The organism is Cryobacterium sp. TMB3-10 (assembly GCF_004402305.1).
GTDB classification, from domain to species: Bacteria; Actinomycetota; Actinomycetes; order Actinomycetales; family Microbacteriaceae; genus Cryobacterium; species Cryobacterium zongtaii.
Genome location: NZ_SOGH01000020.1, coordinates 39229 through 56989, shown reverse-complemented (window position 1 = coordinate 56989; position 17761 = coordinate 39229). Strand labels below are relative to the sequence as shown.

General features: G+C 69.6%; 13 protein-coding genes. 5 read left to right on the top strand and 8 right to left on the bottom strand.

The window, feature by feature from the left end; translation table 11 throughout:
- Positions 1-10: 10 nt before the first annotated feature.
- Both E3T22_RS08330 and E3T22_RS08325 read right to left on the bottom strand, forming a co-directional pair.
- Positions 11-1594, bottom strand: a complete 1584-nt coding sequence (locus E3T22_RS08330; RefSeq protein ID WP_198415032.1) for an AtzH-like domain-containing protein — start codon at positions 1592-1594, stop codon at positions 11-13.
- On the bottom strand, positions 1587-2684 hold the full coding sequence (locus tag E3T22_RS08325) for an acetamidase/formamidase family protein (RefSeq protein ID WP_241983643.1): 1098 nt from the start codon (positions 2682-2684) through the stop codon (positions 1587-1589). The genes E3T22_RS08330 and E3T22_RS08325 overlap by 8 nt, the downstream gene beginning before the upstream one ends.
- A 136-nt stretch (positions 2685-2820) precedes the next feature.
- Here E3T22_RS08325 and E3T22_RS08320 point away from each other — a divergent pair, with 136 nt between their 5' ends.
- Positions 2821-3537, top strand: coding sequence for a YoaK family protein (locus E3T22_RS08320; RefSeq protein WP_341476132.1), 717 nt, complete (start codon positions 2821-2823; stop codon positions 3535-3537).
- Positions 3538-3588: 51 nt separating this feature from the next.
- Here the strand turns inward: E3T22_RS08320 and E3T22_RS08315 are convergent, their stop codons facing one another.
- The gene (locus E3T22_RS08315; protein WP_241983642.1) at positions 3589-4440 is read right to left on the bottom strand and encodes an HNH endonuclease family protein; all 852 of its coding nucleotides are present in this window, start codon (positions 4438-4440) and stop codon (positions 3589-3591) included.
- A 104-nt stretch (positions 4441-4544) separates the two neighbouring features.
- Between E3T22_RS08315 and clpS the strand changes: the two genes are divergently transcribed.
- Together clpS and E3T22_RS08305 are read left to right on the top strand one after the other, a co-directional pair.
- Positions 4545-4829 (top strand): ATP-dependent Clp protease adapter ClpS, encoded by a 285-nt coding sequence (clpS, locus tag E3T22_RS08310; protein WP_241983641.1) that lies wholly within the window; start codon positions 4545-4547, stop codon positions 4827-4829.
- Positions 4830-4842: 13 nt separating this feature from the next.
- Positions 4843-5385 carry a DUF2017 domain-containing protein gene (locus E3T22_RS08305; protein ID WP_088455945.1) on the top strand — a complete coding sequence of 181 codons (543 nt, stop codon included), beginning with the start codon at positions 4843-4845 and terminating at the stop codon, positions 5383-5385.
- A gap of 17 nt (positions 5386-5402) precedes the next feature.
- On the opposite strand, the gene E3T22_RS08300 is transcribed toward E3T22_RS08305, so the two are convergent.
- The 4 genes from E3T22_RS08300 to E3T22_RS08285 all read right to left on the bottom strand — a co-directional run bounded on the left by E3T22_RS08300 (position 5403) and on the right by E3T22_RS08285 (position 11413).
- Positions 5403-6731, bottom strand: coding sequence for a glycosyltransferase (locus E3T22_RS08300; RefSeq protein ID WP_088455944.1), 1329 nt, complete (start codon positions 6729-6731; stop codon positions 5403-5405).
- On the bottom strand, positions 6728-8878 hold the full coding sequence (locus E3T22_RS08295; RefSeq protein ID WP_134480847.1) for a glycosyltransferase: 2151 nt from the start codon (positions 8876-8878) through the stop codon (positions 6728-6730). The genes E3T22_RS08300 and E3T22_RS08295 overlap by 4 nt, the downstream gene beginning before the upstream one ends.
- Before the next feature lie 179 nt (positions 8879-9057).
- Positions 9058-9837, bottom strand: coding sequence for an SDR family NAD(P)-dependent oxidoreductase (locus tag E3T22_RS08290; protein ID WP_198415034.1), 780 nt, complete (start codon positions 9835-9837; stop codon positions 9058-9060).
- 334 nt (positions 9838-10171) lie between these two features.
- Positions 10172-11413 (bottom strand): glutamate decarboxylase, encoded by a 1242-nt coding sequence (locus E3T22_RS08285; RefSeq protein ID WP_134480848.1) that lies wholly within the window; start codon positions 11411-11413, stop codon positions 10172-10174.
- A gap of 149 nt (positions 11414-11562) precedes the next feature.
- Here E3T22_RS08285 and E3T22_RS08280 point away from each other — a divergent pair, with 149 nt between their 5' ends.
- On the top strand, positions 11563-11871 hold the full coding sequence (locus E3T22_RS08280) for a hypothetical protein (RefSeq protein ID WP_088455940.1): 309 nt from the start codon (positions 11563-11565) through the stop codon (positions 11869-11871).
- A gap of 7 nt (positions 11872-11878) precedes the next feature.
- Positions 11879-15352 carry a DNA polymerase III subunit alpha gene (locus tag E3T22_RS08275; RefSeq protein WP_166789290.1) on the top strand — a complete coding sequence of 1158 codons (3474 nt, stop codon included), beginning with the start codon at positions 11879-11881 and terminating at the stop codon, positions 15350-15352.
- 3 nt (positions 15353-15355) lie between these two features.
- Here E3T22_RS08275 and E3T22_RS08270 read toward each other — a convergent pair whose 3' ends face one another.
- On the bottom strand, positions 15356-17626 hold the full coding sequence (locus E3T22_RS08270) for a transglycosylase domain-containing protein (protein ID WP_166789289.1): 2271 nt from the start codon (positions 17624-17626) through the stop codon (positions 15356-15358).
- Positions 17627-17761: the final 135 nt, after the last annotated feature.

Genomic DNA, 17761 nt, shown 5'->3' with positions numbered 1-17761 from the left:
TTTCGAGTGATTACCTCCCGGCGGCCAGCTTCGCCCCGATGTCGATGAGGGCGAGGTCGGTGTGCCGCGGTCCCACCAGGCAGAGCCCCACCGGTTTGCCTCGCGACTCGAACAGCGGCACGGACAGCGCCGGGTAGCCGCCGATCCCGGCCGGGCTGGTCAGGGTGAGCGTGGCTGTGCGGGTCGCATCGATCGCGGCCGGGTTCGCGTGCCGCGACGGGGCGGTCGACGACGCCGAGGGCAGCAGCAGGATGCGTCCGTCCAGCACAGCGTCCAACCGCTCGCGGGCGGCGGCCAGCGCGATGCGAGCCTCGGCCTCGGCGGCCGGGTCGGTGCGGGACGCGATCTCGAACCGGCCCGCGACGGCGGCACCGAGGGCGCCGGGGTGAGCGGTGACCCAGTCCCCGTTGGATTTCCACGCCTCGGCCATCTGAATCGCGCGGAAGATGCGCAGCGCCTCGGCGAGGTCGCCGACATCGACAAGGTCGGGTGCGGGCAGCAGCCCGGCCCGGGTGAGCCTGTCGAGTCCGGCCACGAATACGTCTTGCACGTCGTCGTCGCAGGCGAAGACCAGCGCGCTCGACACGGCGAAACGGGTGGGGGCATCCGCCTGGGCAGCGCTGGTCTGTTGCGAGGGGTCGAGCGAGGCGGCAGCGGCGGCCCGCAGCACACCCGGTGTGCGGGTGAGCCAGCCGACGGTGTCGAACGAGGGCGCCAGCGGCAGCAGACCGGCCCTGTCGACGGCGCCGTGCGTGCTGCGCAGTCCCCAGAGGCCCTGGTACGAGGCGGGCGCCCGGATAGACCCCGCCGTGTCGGTGGCCAGGCCGATGCTGGCCTGACCCAGCGCCACGGCGGCGGCCGGTCCGCTCGACGAGCCACCGGGCAGCCCGCCGGGCACCCGCACGTTCGGCGGGGTGCCGTAGTGCTCGTTGTCGCCGGCGATGCTGTACGCGAACTCGTCGGTCTGGGCGATACCGCGCACGCTCGCGCCGGCGCCCAGCAGCGCGGCGACGGCAGCAGCCGTCTCGGTGGCGGGAGAGGCCTCGCGCAGGTAGGCGGGGTTTCCGGCGCCGACGGTGAAGCCAATGATGTCGTAGAGGTCCTTCACGGCGATGGTCTCGCCGGCCAGAGTACCCGAGGCGGCCGCGGCCATCAGCGGGTTGCCCACCAGACGCCACACCGTGGGATTGATCGCGGCCGGCGGCGCGGCCACCTGGGCCACCTCCACCTGCCAATCCCCCGCCGCCGAAAGCGACCAGAGCTGGGTGAGAAGGCCGGCGCCGCCGGCATCCGGGGCGTTCACCGACACGATCACGGCGTGCCGCGGGTCGATCACGCGTACGTGCAGCGACCGGATGCCCCTGGCCACCGTTCCGCTGCGGGCGCCGCGGAAGCCGCTGATCGCGTCGTGGCCCACCAGCAGACCTGCGGCGTCGCCGCGCAAGGTGTTCTCGCCGGGCGCGAACCAGGCGTCGAGCGCCGCGAGGTCGTTGGTGGCCAGCGCGTCCTCATAGCCGGCGAAGGCGGTCAGGAGCCCATCGGGCAGCGCGCCCGTGACCGACGTGGGTGTCGGGACAACCAGCGGCTCAGGCATTGAAGTCCGCCACCCGGATGCGGGCGTGCACGCCGGCGACGAGGTCGACCACCTGGGAGATGTTGAAGTCGGTAGCGGCGCTCAGGTAGGCGTAGGCGAGGGTGCGGTCCATGCCGTACCGGGCGGCGAGCAGGTCGATGGCGGCGCGCACGCACTTGCGCACGGCCTCGTCGAGGTCGGCGTCCAGGCCGGTCGGTACCAGGAATTCGCCGGTCTCGGCGAGAGGTCCGACCAGTTCGCCGAAGCCCGCGATAGCGTCGGCCTGGCTCACCACGTCGAAGCGGATGGTCACCCGCAGGGACGCCTCCATGGCCGTGAGCGCCACCTCGCCGTCGCCCTGCGCGAAGTGCGGGTCGCCCACGTAGGCCAGCGCGCCGTCCACCTGCACCGGCAGGTAGAGGGCAGAGCCCACCGTGAGAAGGTTGATGTCGATGTTGCCGCCGTGCGCACCGGGCGGCACCGAGTGCGGGCGGGTGTCACCGGCGACGGCGACGCCCATGATGCCCAGGAACGGCCGGAGCGGAAAGTGCACGCTCCGCGCCCCGCCCGGCACCAGCGGCAGGGTGCCGACCTGGCCGGTCTCGGTGTCCGCAAGCGCGGCGAACACGCTCACATTGCCCTCGCCGAGCGGGTACTCGCCGGGCAGGGCGCCGCGGCCGTGCCGGTTGGAGATCACGCCGTACGGCACCCGCGGGGTGGCCTCGAGCACGGTCATCTTGAGCAGGTCGCCCGGCCGGGCGCCGCGCACGTGGATCGGGCCGGTGACCAGGTGTGGTCCGTCCACGCCGGGGTCCCGGGTCGTGTTCGAGGCGGCCAGCAGCACGGCGTCGTCGAGCACCAAGGCGCGGTCGACACCGTGGCCGGCGAAAAAGGCCGCCGGGTCGCGGCCCTGGTCTTCGAGCACGCCCTCGTGGCTGATCGTGTCGATGGTGACCTCGGTGCCGGCATCGATCACGAGCACCGGCGCATCCGTGGCACAGGGCAGCCGGCCCCAGAGCACGGTGGCCGGGGTGGCGGCCAGGTACTGCGCGGCGCGGATGGGCCCGGTGCCGGGCTGCAGGATGTCGAATGGCATGACGTCGAATGGCATGGATGCGCCTTTTCCGTTGTGGGTCGGGAGCCGGCTCGACGCCGGCCGGCGCATCCCCGTTGGTCGAGAGTAGCGCCAGTTTTGCGGCCGGGACGACCAGCCACTACCGTGACAATTCCGAGCCGATAGGACCCCCGTGCCCTCCACCCCCGTCATCCACCGTCTGCGCAGCAAGCCCGACCACCTGCACCTCGGCCTGATGCTGGCCCTCACGTTCTCCACCGGGGTGGCGGATGCGGTGGGTTACCTCGGCCTGGACAAGGTGTTCACCGGCAACATGACCGGCAACGTCGTCATCCTGGGCATGGCCATCGCCGGCGCCGACGACCTGCCCGTGGTGGGCCCGCTGATCGCGCTGTTCACCTTCATGGTCGGTGCCGCGATCGGCGGCCGGGTGCTGCGCCACGTCAAGGTCGGCTGGACCACCGAGTCGACGGTGCTGTTCGGCGCGGTCGGCGTGGTGATGGCCGCGCTGTCGATCGTCCTGTTCGTGGTGGACGGCACTCCCCCGGCCCCGTTCGACCTGATCGTGACCGGGCTGCTGGCGGCCGTGATGGGTCTGCAGGCAGCGGTGGCCCGGCACATCGCCGTGAAGGATGTCACCACGGTCGTCGTCACCTCCACCATTACCGGCTTCGCCGCCGATTCCCGTTTCGGCGGCGCCAAGAACCAGCCCTGGTTCCGCCGCTTCGCCGCGATCGTGCTGATCCTGGCCGGAGCCGGCGTCGGCGCCCTGCTGCTCATGGTGCACATCGGCTGGGGCATCGCCCTCACAGCCGTGATCACCCTCGTGGTGACCGCCATCGGCCATGCCGCGGGCCGCCCGCACCACGCCCCCGTGCCCCAGGCCTGATCCCCTGGCCCGCGGTCAGCACTGGGCTGAACGGAATCGCGGCTGTCAGGCTCAGGCGTCGCAGGTGCTGAGGACGGCCGTCATCGCCGCGCGGTCCTCCGGGGTGAGCCCGAGGTCGTAGGCGACGAAGACCGGCACCAGTTTGTCGATGTACCAGCACTGCAGGCCGGTGTCCTCCGGCAGGTCGTCCCAGACCACGCGCTGGCCCAGGTCGTGCCGGTCGGACACGTCGGGGTAGAAACCGGGCAGCCATTCACTCGGCAGCGAATCGGACTTGGAGGAGTTCTCGGTGCCCTTCACCGCCAGCAGGTTGACCGGGTCGTTGGCCAGCGCCTCCCGCTTCTCGGCCGGCCAGGCCTCTCCGCCGGTGGCGTACACGGCCTTCAGCGGCAGCAGGTGGTCGATCTGCACGTCGGCCGAGGTGTCCTGCCCACGCACAAAATCGATGGTCTCGCCCGTGTACGGGTCGGTGAGGATGCCCGTGTACACCCGGCAGGTGGCCGGATCGATGTCGGTGCCGGTGAGGTCCCGGGTGAGGATGTCGTTGCGGGTGTCGCAGCCGTTCTGGTCGAAATCGAAGGCCCAGGCATCGCCGAACAGCTCTTCCCGGTTGCCGGCATAGCTGCCGTTGTCGGTGTAGACGGCGTCTGGCAGCGCGGCGACCAACGCGAGCGCCTCTGCGCTGGTGAGCCCGGAGGGCGGTACCGGCATCGGCGCGGTCGACGAGGCGCCGGGTGGGACCGTCGCCTGGGTCGTGGGCCGGTCGGCCAGGTCGGTGGAGAAGTAGCTGACGCCCGCGACGATACCGCCGATCACGAGCAGGGTCAGCAGGAGGCGTGGGCTCTGGCCCCGGGTGCCCCGTCGACGGGGAAAGAGGGACGGATTGGGTCGGCGGCGGCTCATGCGGGTGTCTCAGGGTGCTGGTGTCTCACGATCTCCCCATCTTGCCATGCGCCGCTTCTCCCCCGGTGGTGGCAGGATCGGCGCGGGCGTGTGAGGCTTAACGGGTGCCCCAGATCGATGAATCCACCCGAGTCCGAGAGGCGATCTTCCTCGACCGCCCCTGGGTGACCGTGGTGTGGGACGACCCGGTGAACCTGATGTCCTATGTGGCCTACGTGTTCCGCAGCTACTTCGGCGTGACCGCGGCAGAGGCCGAGCGCCTCATGCTGCAGGTGCACAACAACGGCCGCGCGATTGTGGCCACTGGCGACCGCGAGTCGATGGAACGGCACGTCGAGGCGATGCACGGCTACGGGCTCTGGGCCACCCTGGACCGTGCCGAAGAATGAGCGCCGAAGCGTGATGGAATTCCGCCGTGAAGACTCCGGCACGGTCTCGGCCATGTTCGAACCCATCGAGGTCGACCTGCTGCGCAACGTGACGTCCCAGCTGCTGCAGATGCTCGGCTCCGTCGACGCCGACGACGCGGCCATGCTCGCCCAACCGGCCATCCGGCGACTACTGCCCGACGCCTACCCGAACGACCCGGAGGCCGCCGAGGAGTTCCGCCGCTTCACGGCCGACGGACTGCTCGAGGGCAAGCTCGCCAACGCCACCACGGTACTCGCCGCCCTCGGCGACGACGAGCCGACGGATGCCTCAGCGGACGCCTCCCTGGACGCCCCGGCGCACGACCCGCTGCCGGTGCCGATCGTGCTCACCGAGCAGCAGGTGCAGTCCTGGCTCCGCACCCTCACGGACCTGCGCCTGGTCCTGGCGGACCGCCTGCAGATCGACCCGCACGGCACTCCGCAGCTCGACGACGAACAGGCGCACGTCGTCAACGACGTCTATAACTGGCTGGGCATGATGCAGGAGTCGCTGGTCTACGCGATCGACGCGTAGCCCCGCCGTGTCGCGGTTCAGGCCGCCGGTCGGGCGTCGCTGGACTCCCCCTGCAGTGCCGCGTAGGCCCGCTGCGGCCCCGCGCCGTCGGCGAGCGACGCGCTGAGCGCCCGCAGCCGTTGCCGCGGTTCATCGCTCAACCCGAGCAGCGTCGCGGCGGCCTGCCGCAGCGCATCCGCACCCGCCGTGTTGGGGTCAAGGGAGATGCCGAAGCCGGCTTCGTCGAGTGCTGCGGCGCCGGCGAACTGGTCCGTCGAGAACGGCAGCACCAGCAGAGGCACCCCGGCCGTCATGGCCTCGGTGACCGAGTTGTTGCCGCCATGGGTGACGGCCAGGGCCGCGTGGCCGAGTACCGTCACCTGGGGCAGGAACGATCGCACCAGCCAGGACTCCGGGATGGGCCCGAGCTCGGCGGCGTCGGTGGACCCGACCGCGATCGCCACCCGCACGTCGAGGCCGCGCAGGGCCTCGGCCACCCGGGCGAGTACATCGCCGCGCACCGACAGGAAGCTGCCGAAGCTCACGTAGACGAGGGGACGCTCGTCGGCGTCGGCCAGCCAGCGGGTCACCTGGGGGTCGTCGGCCTCGCTCCGCACCGCCGAACCGAGGAAGGCGTGCTCGGGCAGTAGCGCCGTGCGCGCCACCGGGTGCAGCTCGGCCGGATAGTTGAGCAGCAGCACGTCGCCGGTCTCGGTGAAGGCATCGCCGCTGGGCGGCGCGGTCGGATCCAGCTGCAGCAGCGCATCGTTCCACGCCAGGGTGAAGTCGTCCCGCACCCGCTCGCAGAGCAGTCGCAGCTGCACCAGTTCCTGGGGGTCAGGGGTGAACGCGGCGGGCCAGGCGCCCGGGTACCCGTAGACCTCGTCGCCAACGGGCAGTGCCGACGGATGCCCGAGAACCACGTCCGCGTGCCGCACCCCGGCGCTGATCAGGGCCAGACGGGCGCTGAAGGCGAGGTGGTCGACGATCACCTGGTCCGGCCGGATCTCGGCGACGATGCGCTGCACCTCGCGGGCCACGACCACGGGGTTCCAGAGCAGGTCGGTGCTGCGCGCCTCGGCCTGGAACCTCAGCGTTTCGACGAGGCCGACCCTGGTGGCGTCGAAAAAGCCGCGCAGGGCGTCGTCCTCGCCGGTGGGCTGGTCTTCGGCGCGGATGGTGCCGGGGTTGGACCCGCGGCCGAGCTGCAGGTTCACCCGTTCGAAGCCGAAGTCGGCGACGATGCCGGCCGTGGCCGGTCCGCTGGCCACGACGACCCGTTCGCCGGCGGCCTGCCAGGCGCTGCCGAGGGTCGCGAGCGGGAACAGGTGGGAGGCGTAGTCCGGGCTGATGATCAGGAGGGTCATGAGACGCTCAACGCCCAGTTGAGTGCTTCCTGGGCCTCGGCGACGGAGGTGTAGACGCCCCCGAGGGTTCCGGCCATGGCCTGGATGGCGAAGGTCGACGAGACCATGTCGGCGGCCCGCTGGGCGAAGTCGTCGCCGAACGGGCTGGAGGCCAGGTCGAGAGCCGCAGTGATCCCGCCGGCGAGGCTGCGGGCATCAGCCGTGTTCACCAGGAACCCCGTGGTGCCGTCCTCGACGTAGGTCGCCGGCCCGCCGGCGTCGGGGGCCACCACCGTGAGCCCGGTCGCCATGGCCTCGAGCAGGGCGATGCCGAACTCTTCCTTCATGCTTGCGCAGACGTACACGCCGCGCGGAGCGGCCAGGCCGGGCCGGCCGTGCCGGGCGGCGGCCAGCCAGCGGGCGACGGCGTCGTTGGCACGGTGGCCGGCCAGCAGCAGGCCGTGTTCGGCGGCGGCGTCCAGCGGCACCGCGGTGCCGATCAGGTCCAGCTGACGGCGTTCGTCGACCGACGGGGTGAGCAGGTCTCCCCCGACGATCAGCAGGTTGCACCGTTCCCGCAGGGCGGCGTCATCGGCCCAGGCGTGCACGAGCGTGGCCATGCCCTTCACCCTGTGCAACCGGCCCACCGTGACCGCCAGCGGCAGGTGGCGCCGGGACGCCGGCAGGGTCTCCAGCAGGGAGTCGAGGTCGGTGAAGTCGGCGGGGTCGGCCTGCAGCGCGGCCTGCGCGGAGCGTTCGATCACGGTCAGGTCGATGCCCTCCGCCACGACCGAGTGCCGCTCGGGGTGCGCGGTGATGTCGATACCGACGAGGTCGCGCATGTCCCGCTCCAACTCAGGGCGGGGGAAGAGCACGGTGTGCGCGGCATCGGCCGCGATCCGCTGAACGAGTCGGGCCCGGAACCAGAAGTGCTCGACCTCGTCGACGGTGCCGAAGTTGGCCCGGGTGAGGGCGCCGGAGGCGTCCATGGCGTTGATGACGCTGTGCGGGTCTGGGGCGACGGTGAAGACGATGGGGATCTCGAGCTCGCGGGCGACGGTCGATGCCGCGAGGGTGCCGACGTCGGCCATCCGCAGGTGCATGACGTCGACGGTGCCTGCGGCTCGCAGAATCCGGCGGATGCCGCGCTGCACGGCCACCCGGCGGGGCCACGCGTCGGCGGAGGAGATCGGGGCGCCCAAGAACGGCACCGTGGCGAAGGCGTGCCCGGAGAGGGTGGAACTGACCTCCGGCAGGCAGGCCAGGGCGGCGGCGGGTCCGCCACGTGACAGGGTGAGCACCCTGTCGACGGCCGGTGAGCCGTCGTCGCCGGCCACGAGGGCGTCGCCGAGCCGCACCAGGAGGGTGGCGATGCCGCCGTTGTCGCCGGACCCCACCTGGCTGAGCTCACGGTCGATGTCAGCGTGCAGGAACAGCTGGGCCACGGTCTGGCCCCGGCTCCACGGCGCACGCGGGTAGGCGGGCACGGTCAGGTCGAGCAGGGCGAGCCTGGCCACGTCGGCCAGGTCGTCGTCGCCGCGGGCGAGGACCGTCACCAAGCTGATGGCGGCGTCGGTGGCCGGTCTATCGCCGAGGGCGGCCACGGCCGCCGCCCGGGGGTCGAGGCCTTCGCCGGCGTCCCCGGCGATGCGTCGCAGCATCCGCTCCGGGATCCGCCCGGAGATCAGGCCCAGGGTTTCGACGAGGCGGGCGCGGGCGGCCGGGTCGGCGATGCCGAGCATGGCGCCTTCGGTGGCCAGTGCCACGTGTTCGGGGACGGATGCCGCCCACTGCTCGAGGGTACGTTGGGCGATCATGCCGGAGAAGCCGCCGGCGACGACCATCTGCAACAGGCCTCCGATGGCATCGAAGCGCGGGAGCCTGGTGCCGAACGCCCAGGCGGCGTGTTCGCGCAGGTAGGCCGAGTCGTGCTCGAGCAGCGACACCAGGACGTCGTCGGCGGACTCGTCGAATACCTGGGCGAGCGAGTGCACGGCCGCTATGGCGGTGAGCTGGTCGGTAGGGTCGAGCGCGGCCTGGGTGAGCAGGCGAACGGCACGGTTACCGCCGTCCCGGCTGGCGGCGATGGTCAGGTCGTCTGCAGAGCGGATGCCGGCCAGGATGCTGTCGGCCTGGCGCATCTCGTCCAGCGTCGTGTGAGTCCCCACGGTGTCTCCCTCGCGGCGGATGCGTCCGCCTCTCGTGGCGGAGCGGACTCCGCGCTGGTACTTCGGTGCCGATCCCGTAAGAGTTTGCCCCGGAGCGACATTCTCCCATGTGGATCATTCGCTTCGTGGGCCGCGGGTATTTGGTCAGGGCATTCGCAGGTTTGTCGGCCGCTCTCGCTTCAGAACACGAGCCCGGCGGATGCCGTCAGCCCGCCGTCGACGGCGAGGGTGGTGCCCGTCACATAGGACGCTGCCGGGGAGATCAGAAAAGCTATCACCGCCGCGATCTCCGATGGCTGGGCGAGCCTGAAGAGTGGGATGCGGCGGGAGAAATCCCGGCCGAAGGTCTGAGTGGTCGGGGTGTCATTCGGTTCATCCGCCCGCATCAGGCCGGAGGCCACATTGTTCACCCGGATTCCCCTGGCCGCATAGGTCAGGGCTGTGGAGCGCACGAGGTCGATCATGGCGACCTTCGAGGCGTGGTAGGCCCAGTTGCCCGGGTCGGCCAATAGTCCCGCTACGGACGCCGTCGCCACGATGCTCCGGTGCCCGTCGATCGAGAGTCCCTCGACAGCCGCCTGAATGCCCAGGGCGATGCTGTTCAGATTGCGGGCAAGGAGGCGCTCCCCCTCGGCCTCCGTTCCGGGCATGTGCAGAGTGCTGGACGCGCCGATATCGGCCAGCAACACGGCGGCGTCGAGCCGGCCGAAGGTGTCGATAGCTTGCGAGACCGCCAGCCTGGAGCCGTGCTCGGTGCTCATGTCGCCGACGAGCACCAAGTGCTGTTCGCCGGCGAGGTCGGTGGGTTTGGCGTCGATGCCGGCGACCGCATAGCCGTTCTCCAGGAGTTTGCGGACGACCGCCCGTCCCATCGCCGAGCCGGCTCCGGTGACCAGCGCAACCGGGCTCGGGGCCTTCACGACCTCCGCGGCCTGGTCCTCCATCGTCTGGGGCCTCATGTCGTGAGACCGCGTCGCGGGAGGCTCCGTTTCCCGGGATTCCGATTTCCGAGTTTCCGTTCGGAGCGACTCCGCTTTCCGCGGCTCTGTCTTCAAAGACTCCGTTGTCAACGACTCTGCTTTTGGAGACTCCGCCGGCCGAACCTCCACCGATTCTTGAGACTCCACTTTGAGTGTCATGAGTACCTTCTAACGCGGGCGTCTATGTCAATGCGCCCCAAGCAAATGCTACGCTCGGCCGGCTCGGAATAGGGAGGATTGCCGGTCATTCCAATCGAGCACTCAGACCGGGCACTCAGACCGGGCACTCAGTTCGGGCGCTCAGTTCGGGCGCTCAGTGGGTGAAGCCCGGGTGGTGTTTCTCCGCCGGCATCGCACCCTCCAGCCTGTCGAGGTATGCGGTCTCCTCGGTGATCGCGGTCAACAGGTTCCACTTGTCGGTGTGCCCGGCCTTGAGACTCCAGGCGAACACCGGGATGTCGGATCCATCGCTGATGAGGGTGAAGGCGCCGTGTTCCGCGACGGCGCTGGACAGGAACAGCGCGACATTCTGCGAGGTCTGCTGCACGAGCCGATAGCCCTCGAAGCCGAGCCTGAGGAATAGGAAGTACTGCAGAAGCACCTGGGCGCCGGGCCTGGAGAAGTTCAGGGCCAGCGTCGGCATGTCTCCGCCGAGATAACTCACGTTGAAGACCAGCTCCTCTGGCATCAGCTCGCGGCTGCGCCAGACCACCCAGCCCAGCCCCGGGTAGACCAGGCCGTATTTGTGCGCCGAGGTGCTGATCGAATGCACCCGCTCCAATGTGAAGTCCCAGATCAGCTCGGGCTGCAGGAACGGCGCGACCATGCCGCCCGACGCCGCGTCGACGTGGATCGGAACATCCAACCCGGTCGCGGCCTGGATGGCGTCGAGTGCGGCGGCAATCTCCTGTACCGGCTCGTAGATCCCCGTGTAGGTGACGCCCATGATGGCCACGACACCGATGGTGTTCTCGTCGACGTAGGCGGCCAGGTCGTGCCCGTCCAGGCACGGATGTTCGTCGGTCACCGGCACCAGACGCGCCTCGACCTCCCAGTAGTTGCAGAACTTCTCCCAGCAGACCTGCACGGCGCTGCTCATCACCAGATTGGGCTTGTCGGTGGGCAGCCCGGCCGCGCGACGGGACTGCTGCCAGCGACGCTTGAAGGCCAGTCCGCCGAGCATGCAGGCTTCGGACGACCCGATGGTCGATGTGCCGATGGTCGCCCGCGGTTCCGGCGCGTGCCAGAGGTCGGCGATGATGTGCCAGCAGTAGTCCTCGATGGCCGCGGTCTGCGGGTACTCGTCCTTGTCGATCATGTTCTTGTCGAAGGACTCGGCGTAGAGCCTGCGGGCGTAGTCGTCCATCCAGGTGCCCACGAAGGTCGCCAGGTTGAGCCGGGAATTGCCGTCGAGCATGATCTCGTCGTGAATGATCTGGTAGGCCGTTTCCGGCCCCATCGGGCCGGCCGCCAACGTGTGGCGGGGGGCGCGGGAATCTTCACCGGGCCGGGCGAAGAGCGGATTGATCTGCGTGAATTCCGGATTCGTCGACATGGAACACCAGAGTGCCCCCGCGCCGGTCCGTGGGCTACCCCCGCGAACCACCCACCGACCGCGCGCTCCATCCGCTGGCGTCTGTCGGAGGCGTGACGTACACTTTCGAATATCGAACATTTGTTCGAAGTAACGCGGAAGGTGGGCCCATGACCCAGATTGTCGACGCCCCTCAGTTCGAAGACACAGCCGTGATCATAGACAAGGCAGTGCAGGTCGAGCTTTCCGCCGACGGCGACCCCCGGGCCTTCGTGTGGGACCGATTCGAACACACTGTCATCGGGCAACCCCAGGCCGTCTTCACGCGCACCCGATGGTGGGAGCACAGCGGTACGCCCACCCGCATCGACACCGAACTGTGGCGGCTGGATGCCGCCAAGGGCGGCGAGGACCAGCACCGGTACGACCTGCGCCACGACGCCGACGGCACCTGGGTGCTCGCGCTCGACTGGGGGTGACGCCGCGATGAGTTTTCCGCACCTGCACGTCGCCAGCGCCTACTCGACCCACTATGGCGTGACCCTGCCAGAGGCCCTCGCCGGGCAGGCGGCCGCCGACGGGGCGACCTTCCTGGCTGTCACCGATCGGAACGGACTGTACGGGGCCGTCAAGCACGTGCGTGCCTGTGTGGCTGCCGGCATTCGCCCGGGGCTCGGCGCCGATCTCGAGGTGCACGACGACGACACCCTCGCACCTCTCGGCCGGGTGGTGGTGCTGGCGCACGGCGGCAGTGCTGGTGAGGGCGGTGCCGGCCGCGGCTACGCGGCGCTCTGCCGGGCCGTCTCCAGCGCCCACGAGACCACGGTGCGCGTGCCCGGCCACCCGCCGAGCATCCCACGCAGCCGCCTCGCCGAGCTGGCCGGCCTGAACTCGTTGACGGTGCTGCTCGGGCCGGCCTCCGATGTCGGCCACGCGATTGAGCGCCGGGACAACCCGCTGGCCCGCGCGACCCTCGCCGAGTGGCAACGGATCATGCCGCCCCAGTCGCTCGCTCTCGAGGTCGTCTGCCATCTCACCGAACCGGGCATGCCGGGCAGCGTCGCCCCGGCCACGCGCATGCTCGCCCTCGCCGAGTACGCCCGGCTGCCCGCCGTACTCAGCAACGCGGTGCGCTATGGCACCGCCGAGGAGGCGGTGACCGCCGACCTCGCCGATGCGGCCAGGCACCTCATGCCGCTCGCGCAGCTCGCCCAGCCAGCACAGGCCCAGCCGCCGAACATTCAAACCGAGGCCCGTCCCCTGCAGGTCAACGGCCAAGCTTGGTTGAAGCCGGCGGCCGCCATGCGGCAGGTGGCCCGCATGGTGGTCGACGCCGGGCAGCACAGCGACGGAGCGCTGGCCCGGCTGCTGCGCGACACCCACGACCTCGCGGAACGCTGTGCGCTCGACCCTGTCGGTGACATCGGGCTCGGCCGGCCGCGGATGCCGGAGGCGAGCGTGATCGGGGTCACCCGCGACCCGCTCGCCGAGCTGTGGGCCCGCGCCCGTCACGGCATCGACGAGCGCTACGCCGACGCCGGGCGCCGCGGGCTCACGGCGGCCCACGACAGGCTCGCCCACGAGATGTCGACGGTTGAATCGCTCGGCTTCGCCAGCTACTTCCTCACCGTGGCCACCGTCGCCGACCTCGTGCGTGACATGGGCATCCGCATCCAGGCCCGCGGCTCCGGGGTCGGTTCGGTGCTCAACTACGCCCTGCACACCTCGTCGGTGGAACCGATCGGCAACGGCCTGCTCTGGGAACGCTTCCTCTCCCCCGAACGGCAGACGCTGCCGGACATCGACCTCGATGTGGAGTCGGCCAGGCGACACGACATCTATCGGAAGGTCTTCGAGACGTTCGGCGCCAGCCGGGTCTCGCTGATGTCGATGACCAACGCCTACCGGGGTCGGGGCGCCGTGCGGGACGCGGGCCTCGCCCTGGGCATGCCGGACGCCCAGGTCGCCACGATCGCCAAGCAGATGTGGCGGTTCAACGCCCGCGACTTTCGTGCGGCCCTGGCCGAGAAGCCGGAGCTGGAGGAGCTGGCCGCCGAGGTGCGGGAGTCCTCGCAGCTCGACCTGCTCGTGGACCTCACCGCCAGGCTCGACAGGTTGCCCAGGCACATCTCGGTGCACCCCTGCGGCGTCATCCTCTCCGATGCCTCGTTGCTGGATCGCACCCCGGTGCAGGCCTCGGGGATGGGCCTGCCGATGTCCCAATTCGACAAGCACGACATGGACCCGATGGGCCTGATCAAGCTCGATATCCTCGGTGTGCGCATGCAGTCGGCCATGGCGCACGCCGTGGAGGAACACCACCGGCTCACCGGCGAACACATCGACCTGGACCGGGTGCCGTTGGATGACCCGGCCACCTTCGAGCTCATCCGCTCCACCCGCACCTTAGGCATCTTCCAGATCGAGTCCCCCGGCCAGATGGAGCTGGTGGGCAAGCTGCAGCCGGAGGTGTTCAACGACCTCACCGTGGAGATCTCGCTGTTCCGCCCCGGGCCGATGAAGAACAACATGCCGCTGCGCTACCTCGAGGCTCGGCACGGTGAGGTCGCGCCCGACTACATCCATCCTCGATTCGAACCGATCCTGCGCGAGACCAATGGCGTCGTCATCTTCCACGAACAGGTGATGCGCCTCTTCGACGAGCTCACCGGCTGCGGGCTCGGTCACGCCGACGTGCTGCGCCGGCACTTGGGCCGGCCGGAGCAGCTGAGCGTGATCGAGGCGTACGTGCGCGAGAACGCCCTCGGCCGTGGCTTCGATGCCGGCACCATCGACAGGGTCTGGACCGTGCTGGCCGGGTTCGGCAGCTTCGGCTTCGCCAAGGCGCACGGGGCGGCGTTCGCCCTGCCCACCTACCAGTCCGCCTGGTTGAAGACCCACCACCCGGCGGCGTTCCTGGCCGGACTGCTCACGCACGATCCGGGCATGTGGCCCAAAGACCTGCTCGTGGCCGAAGCCCGGGTGCTCGGCGTGCCGGTTCTGGGCCTCGACGTGCAGCACAGCGCCCTCGACTACAGGGTGGAGTCCGTCGGTGAGGGCCAGGGCATCCGGATGCCGCTGCCGGAGCTCTCCGGATCGAGCGACGCCGAGCGCGCCCGCATCGTGCGGCACCAGCCGTTCACGTCGCTGCAGGACTTTCGGGACCGGGTGCACCCGCGTCGGCGTACTTTCGAGGCCCTCGCCCGCGTCGGCGCGCTGGACAGCTTCATCGATCACGATCGCACCCGCCGGCACGAGCTGCTCGCGCACATCCAGTCGCTGCGGGGCACGGCCATCACCATCGCCGATGACCAGCTCGCCTTCGAGGTTCCGTTGCCGGTGCTCGACTACGAGGGTGCGCGCTTCGACACCGTCACCTCGCTGCAGCTGCGCGGGCGCACCCAGTCCGACCTCGAGCTGCTCGACACCGGTCTGGCCGTCGCCGGCCACCGGATGCGCAAGTACTACCCGCTGTTCGCCGAACTCGGCGTCACCCCGGCCGCCCAGCTGGCCACCCTGCCCGGCGGCACCGATGTGCTCCTGGCCGGCGTGCGCCGGGCCACGAACACCCCGCCGATGCGTGACGGGCGCCGGGTGGTGTTCGTCAGCCTCGACGACGGCACCGGTCCGGTGGCCAACGTGGTGTTCTTCCACGACGCCCAGGAACGCATCGGCGGCGGCGTCTTCCAGACCGAACTGATGCTGGTGCGTGGCCGCACCCGGCGCTCGGGTGCCCGCGGGGTCTCGGTGACGGGTGAGGGCATGTGGGACCTCGTCACGGTGGCCAGGGACCGGGCCAGGGCACAGGCCAAGGCTCTCAAGGCGGCCAGGGCGGCGGCGCTGGACGCCGAACCGTCCGTCGCCAAAGCAACGGCGGCCGCGGTGGCCCGGCCGCCGATGCGGCGGGCGGCCGGCTCCGGTACGACTGAATTCGACCTGTGGTCGACGCAGAGCGCGTGATCTCTAGTCGGTCCCCTCGGGAACGTCAGGTGCCGGATCGTTCTGCTCGGTGTCGTCGCCCCCGAGATCCTGGTCTGCATCGACGTCTTCGTCGACGTCCACACCCACGTCTTCCTCCTCCGCGACCGCCGGTGGAGTGACGAACACCCCGGGGAACGGATCTCCACCGTACTTCGCGTTCGCCACCGACATCACGGCCGGCCACATCCGGTGCCGCGCGGTGGCGGCGGGCCCGCTCTCGAAGTTGATTGCGCGCTGATTGGCGTTCCCCGTGACGGTCACGACGCCGACGACGGTCGCCACCTTGCTGCTCGCTCCGCTCATCCAGGTGTCCTTGGCGTTGTCGGTGGTTCCGGTTTTGCCGAACATCGGCACCCACGGCACCGTGCCGGTGTTCGACTGCACGGCGGTTCCCCTCGACATCACCTGACTGAGAGCGGCCACCATCTGACGTTGGGTTTCCGGCAGCACTGAGTCCTCGCACCGCGAGACGGGGATGGGCACCTCGGTGCCGTCGGCGCCGATCATCCGGTCGATCACGATCGAGCTGCAGGTTGTCCCGTTGTTGGCGATGCCGGCGAAGGCGACGGCCATGCTCAACGGGGCGATCTCGTTCGTGCCGATCACGGATGCCGCGCTCTGGCTCAGCGGTTCGCCGTCGGCGCGGTGCACTCCGAAGGCCTCGGCCATCTTCCGGATCCCGCAGAGGTCGAGCCGCTTGGCCATGGCGATGAACCCCGTGTTGATCGACCCGATGGTGGCCTCCAGCGCGCTGTAGTTGCGACCGGATTCGTTGGCGTCGTTCTTGGGGCTCCAGCCCTCCGAATCGTAGTTCTGTGGGCCGAAACAACTGTCGTTGAAGGTTCCCCATTGTGATCTGGGCGCGGAGTCGACGCGCTCGTCCAGGGAATGGCCGGTGTTCAGCCAGTCCGCGAGGGTGAAGACCTTGTAGGTGGAGCCGGGCTGGAACCCGCGGGATCCCCCGGCGACGAAGTCGGTGTTGTAGTTCACGCTGCTCCAGTTGCTCCCGGTGGCCTGCACCTCGGGGTCCTGGCTGTAGTCCTTGTTCTGCGTCATGGCGAGCACTCGGCCGGTGCCGACCTCGACGCTCGAGATGACACCGCCCACGTCCCAGCCGGCGCGGGTCTTCGGCACGTTCTCGTTCATCGTCGCGACTGCGGCGTTCTGAAGGTCGAGGTCGAGGGTGGTGTACACGTCGAAGCCGCCCCGGCGGATGTTCTTGATCCGCGCATCCTCGTCGTCGCCGAAGACCGGGTCGTTCGCCAGGACATGGATCACGTAGTCGCAGAAGTACGCGTTTGCCCCGGCGGTCTGGCATCCGGTGCTGGGCTCATGGATGGTCGGTTCGATGGGTGCCGCCATGGCCTCATCGAACTCGACCTGGGTGATCTTGCCGTATCTGAGCATCTCCCCGAGGATGTAGTCGCGGCGCTGCCGGTTGTCCAGGTAGCCATTGGCCACGCCATTGGTCTCGCTCGCCGGCCGGTCGAGCCTGAACTTGCCGGGATTGTTGACGATGGCCACGACGCTGGCCGCCTGCGCCACCGTGAGATCGGCCGCCGTGCTCCCGTAGTAATAGGCGGCCGCGGCCTCGATGCCGTACACGCGGCCGCCGAAGCCGGCGATATTGAGGTACTGGCGCAGGATGTCGTTTTTTGCGTATTTCTTTTCCACGCCGATCGCCAGTCGCATCTCCTTGAGCTTGCGCGATGCCGTCGTCACCGTGGCCGCCGCGTAGCAGTCCGAGATCTCCTCCTCGGTAGGGAGCATCTCGCACTTCTGCACGAGCACGTTCTTGACGTACTGCTGGGTGATCGACGATCCGCCCTGCACGCTTCCCCGGAACGCCGTCGTCAACGCGCCGCGCATGGTTCCCTGCAGGTCGACGCCGCCGTGGTCGTAGAAGCGCGGGTCTTCCCCGGCGATCGCGGCGTCCTTCACGTTCTGGCCGATGTCGTCCCAGCCGACCTCGACCCGGTTTTGGTCGTACAGGGTCGCGAGCAGGATCGACGTTCCGTCCGGGCCGGTGGCATAGATGTTGCTGCGTTGGGCGAGCGGCTCGATCTCGAGGTAGTTCGGCAGGGTCTCGAAGACGTTGATCGTGCTGGTCGCCGCCACGCCGGTGAGCGCAACGACCGGTGTCAGGCTCACAGTGACCAACAGCCCGGCAATGGCGCTCGTCGCGGCCAGACCGATCAGGCCGCCGAGCACACCGCCGAAGGATCGCGGTGGGGTGACTCCGGTTCCGTTCATCCCGTTTGTGCCGTTGCTCACCATTCTGTGCTCACCATGGTTCCGCCGTCCGCCCCTCCACACACCAGGCACGCCCAATCGCGCCAGTAGTCATCCACTCAATGCCGCTCGGGAACGCTTCGCTAGGGGCTTGCC